This is a genomic window from Thermoleptolyngbya sp. M55_K2018_002, assembly GCF_015295965.1.
In the GTDB taxonomy this organism is placed as follows: Bacteria; Cyanobacteriota; Cyanobacteriia; order Elainellales; family Elainellaceae; genus Thermoleptolyngbya; species Thermoleptolyngbya sichuanensis.
Genome location: NZ_DVEA01000207.1, coordinates 1 through 4,109 on the forward strand (window position 1 = coordinate 1; position 4,109 = coordinate 4,109).

The 4,109-nt window shown below is 61.5% G+C and carries 4 protein-coding genes; 1 reads left to right on the plus strand and 3 read right to left on the minus strand.

The window, feature by feature from the left end; all coding sequences use genetic code 11:
• Nucleotides 1-617, minus strand: a 617-nt coding sequence (locus tag IGS51_RS10110; RefSeq protein WP_297078285.1) for an ATP-dependent metallopeptidase FtsH/Yme1/Tma family protein, incomplete at its 3' end; no start/stop codon positions are given.
• Nucleotides 618-816: 199 nt separating this feature from the next.
• Between IGS51_RS10110 and IGS51_RS10115 the strand changes: the two genes are divergently transcribed.
• On the plus strand, nucleotides 817-1,818 hold the full coding sequence (locus IGS51_RS10115) for a zinc-dependent alcohol dehydrogenase family protein (RefSeq protein ID WP_297078286.1): 1,002 nt from the start codon (nucleotides 817-819) through the stop codon (nucleotides 1,816-1,818).
• A gap of 66 nt (nucleotides 1,819-1,884) precedes the next feature.
• On the opposite strand, the gene IGS51_RS10120 is transcribed toward IGS51_RS10115, so the two are convergent.
• Both IGS51_RS10120 and IGS51_RS10125 read right to left on the minus strand, forming a co-directional pair.
• Nucleotides 1,885-3,090: an alpha/beta hydrolase gene (locus tag IGS51_RS10120; RefSeq protein ID WP_297078287.1), complete on the minus strand. Its 1,206-nt coding sequence runs from the start codon at nucleotides 3,088-3,090 to the stop codon at nucleotides 1,885-1,887.
• The coding region (locus IGS51_RS10125; RefSeq protein ID WP_297078288.1) for an NFACT family protein at nucleotides 3,087-4,109 on the minus strand (1,023 nt) is incomplete at its 5' end. The genes IGS51_RS10120 and IGS51_RS10125, both read right to left, overlap by 4 nt.

The following is a 4,109-nucleotide window of genomic DNA, read 5'->3' on the forward strand; positions in this document are numbered from 1 at the left end:
AGGAAGGTCACCACCTCTTGCAGTTCTTCCTTGGCCTCTTCGATGCCCGCTACGTTGTCGAACGTCACGCCCGTCTTGGCTTCCATCATGAAGCGGGCGCGAGACTTGCCAAAGTTCATTGCCTGGCCAGAGGCATTGCTAGAGCGGCGCAAAATCATCAGCAGCCCCGCAATCAGCAGAAACGCCAGCAGCGCATTGGTAATAAACCAAGACACCGCATTGCTGTCTGCCGAAGACTGGGCCGCAACATCGACTTTGTTATCTCGCGCCGTTTCAAATAGCGCCTGGTTATCGTCTGGATTGCTGAAAAGAATGACTTCCTGTGGCGTATTGCTGCGATCCTTCAGGTAAACCTGCGCTACACCCCGTGCAGAATCAACTTCGATCCTAGACACCTGCCCTGCTTCAATTTTTTCTATCAGCCCCGTGTAGCTGAGGCGTTCTGGGGAACGGGCCGTGCTGGTTTGCGACAGTGCGGGCGGAGCGACCAGCACGGCTTGCAGCGCCAGCCAGACCGCTGCCACTGCACCTGTCGCCGCAGTGCGGACAGTTCGAGTAGTGCGGGTGCGGAGTAGGGAAGTGTTTGGGGTCAGCGGGCGGGGTCGAGAATCACGCATACCTTAAGCTTTCAGTCGTGCCAGAACACAGGATCTTTGGATAGCACTAGTGTAACTTGCTGACTCAGCAGCGGGTGTGGTTTCAGCCTGCGGCCTTACAATTCGGAGCAGGCTGGGCTGAAACTTTACGTCCAGTTCACAGGCTGCTAAACCTCTGATTTATCAGGGGATGGGTCGGGCTAGAGAGGAGAAAACCCGGATGAAAGCTGTACTGATGACTGCGCCAGGTGCGCCGGAGGTGCTGCAACTGCGCGACGTTCCTGAACCTCGCCTGACGAGCGACACCGCGCTGCTGGTGCGCCTGAAGGCGGCAGGCGTGAACCCGATTGACACGAAGCTGCGGAAGCGCGGCACGTTTTACCCGGATCAGATGCCTGCAATTTTAGGCTGCGACGGGGCGGGGGTCGTCGAGGCAGTTGGCGCTCAGGTGAAACAGTTTCATATTGGTGAGGCGGTGTACTTTTGCCAGGGCGGGCTGGGCGGAGCGCCGGGAACCTACGCAGAATTTGCCGTGGTAGAAGAACGCTGCGTTGCGCCCAAGCCCGCCACGCTGAGTTTTGCCGAAGCGGCTGCTGCGCCGTTGGTCTTGATTACCGCTTGGGAAGCCTTGTGCGATCGCGCTCGGCTCCAGGCGGGGCAGACGGTGATGGTGCAGGCGGGCGCGGGCGGCGTGGGGCATGTGGCGATTCAACTGGCGCGGCTGATGGGGGCGCAGGTCTACACCACCGTTAGCACTGAGGAAAAGTCGGCCCTGGCGCGAGATCTGGGAGCCGCCGCCACGATCGATTATCGAACCACCGATCCTGTGGCTGAAGTGATGGCGCTGACCCAGGGCGCTGGGGTGGATGTCAGCTTTGATACGGTGGGCGGCGGCGTGCTGTCGCAGTGCTTCGCGATGACGCGGGTGTATGGCGATGTGGTATCGCTCCTGGCACCCGACCCGCAGACGGATTGGAAGACGGCCCGCGATCGCAACTTGCGGGTCAGCTTTGAACTCATGCTTACCTCCATGCTCCAGGGCTTGGAATCTGCCCAAGCGCACCAGGCAGAGATTTTGCACCGCTGCGCCCAGTGGATTGACCAAGGCAAGCTCCGCATCATCCTCAGCCACACGGTTCCGCTGGCAGAGGCAGCAGCGGCGCATCGGCTGCTGGAAGCAGGTTCCTGCCTTGGAAAGATCGCGCTGGCGATCGCCGATTGAGGCCCCTGCCAAAACTCCGTGCCGCGATTCCCATCCCGCCTCCAAAATCCCCCATCCAAAATCCTTCTACTGGGCGATCGCCCAATCCAAAAACCGCTCCACATGGTAGAGCGCAATCTGGCTACCAATGCCCCGAAAAATCACATCGAAGGCGTGTTCTGCCCAAGGCAGGCGGATCAGGGCGGCGGTGTTGCCGTTGGCGCGGAGTGCTTGGTAAAGCTGCTGGCCGAATTCCGGCTTGACCACATGGTCGCGATCGCCATAGATCAGCAGCACCGGCGGCAGACCAGGGCGCACATAAGTAATCGGCGAGGCGGCGCGATATTCGGCGGGTCGGGTGTCTGGCGTGCCGCTCAGGAAGTCTTCTAGCAAAGCGCGGGTGTTGATGGGGTCGGGGCGCGGCGGATTGCGATAACCCTCCGCTAGGTCTACCGGGCCGTAGTAGCCGACGATTCCCCGCACAGGCACGGCATCGGGCTGGAAGGCGACCAGGGTGGACAGGTGTGCGCCTGCCGACCAGCCAAGCAGGGCAAGGCGATCGCCCGCAATTCCCCACTCTGCGGCCCGCTGGCGAATCAGTTGTAGCCCCTGCTGCACATCCCGAAGCTGCGCTGGGAAGGGATGCTCTGGCGCGTGGCGATAGTCCAGCGCGATCACCGTATAGCCCCGCGCCGCCAGGTATTGGTTGAAATGGGCATTATCGTCAGCATCCCCCGTGCGCCACGCACCGCCATAGAGCGCGACGATGGCCCCCATCGGCTCCGGTGGCCGCACCACAGGCTGATACTTCACCAGGCGCAGCAGCGTGCCATCCGCCGCAGCATACTCGATGGATTCAGCAGAAACGTCCGCCGGAATCGGAATGCCCAGGAGCAGGTCAGAAAACACAAATGGGCGCGATCGCCCGCGTCGGGCCACATTTGGGGACAGATCGTAGGAGTACCCCAGGGCTGCTCGCATCGCCTGGTCTACCTGCTGCACCGTGCCCCGCAGTTGCAACAGCGGCAGGCTGCTGAGCAGCAGGGCAACCAAGCTGAGGGCGATCGCGCTGCGGGCCATGCGCCGAGCCGCAGGACGACGGCTGGCGGCAAACAGGACGACTGCATCCAGCCCCACCTGCCCATTCACCAGCATCAAAAGCGGGCTGATTTCCGGCGCTCCCACCCCCAGCGGCAGCAGCGCAAAAGTCGGCGCAGGCACGACCGTCCACAGGCTGAGACACAGCCCCACCCCGCTGAGCAACAAGATCACCAAGCCTGCGACGCGACTCATGGCGCAACGGGTTCCGGCGTAGAGACGGGAGCAGAACTGGCAGCAGCCTCCAGCCAACGCCTAGCCCGCTGCGGCTGTCCCCAAATCACCCGCTCCTGCTTGTAGATCACTGTGCCGGGTCGTGCGCCCTTGGGTTTATACACATGACGCGGCTCCGTGTAGACGACGGGAACCTGCTCACTTTGGGCAGCGCGGCTGTAGTAAGCAGCCAAGTCAGCCGTGAATTGCAGGTCAGCATCCTCTGGCACTGCGCCCGCCGGAAGCCGCAGCAGGGCATGACTCCCCGGAATTTCCTGACTGTGAAACCAGAGGTCGTAGTCGGTCGCGGTGCGCGAGATTAGCTGGTCGTTCTGGTGGTTGTTGCGCCCGATCAGCACCTCAAAGCCGCTGGGTGTGGTGTAGCGGCGGAAGTTCATGTTGGTTGCCGCAGTTCCTCGATAGCGCTGGTCGGGGTCATCGAGATAGCGCTGCTGGATTAGCTCATTGCGAATGTCTTCGAGCGCGTCTAGGTCGTCTGGCATGGTGTAGGTGTCTACTTGCAGGACGGCAACCTGCACCTGTTCCAGGTAGGTGATTTCTGCCTGCACCTCGGCCAGCAGCGGTTCAAGGGCCTGGCGCGATCGCCGCAATTTTTGGTGTCGCTTGTAAAGCGCCTGGGCATTCTGCACGGCGTTCTTTTCAGGATCAAGGGCAATGTTGACGGGTTCGCCCGTCTCAAAGTCCGCTAGCTCAATGGATTTTAGCCCCGGCTGCCATTCGTGCAGGTGCGCCATGAGCAAATCGGCCTGCGCCCGATAGCGATCGGCCTCGTTGGACTGGGCCAGCCGGGTCTGGAAATCTTCGGCTTTGGCGTAGAGCTTGTTGAGCAGATGGGTCAGCCGCTGATTGAGATGGTGGCGGAGTTGCGAGAAGATCTGGCGGTTTAGCTCGTCGGTGTAATAGCGGCTGAGCAGCGCTTGTACTGACTCAGCCGGAAGCGCATCGTCCCAGCCCAGCACGGTGTAGCCATCGGACAGCCA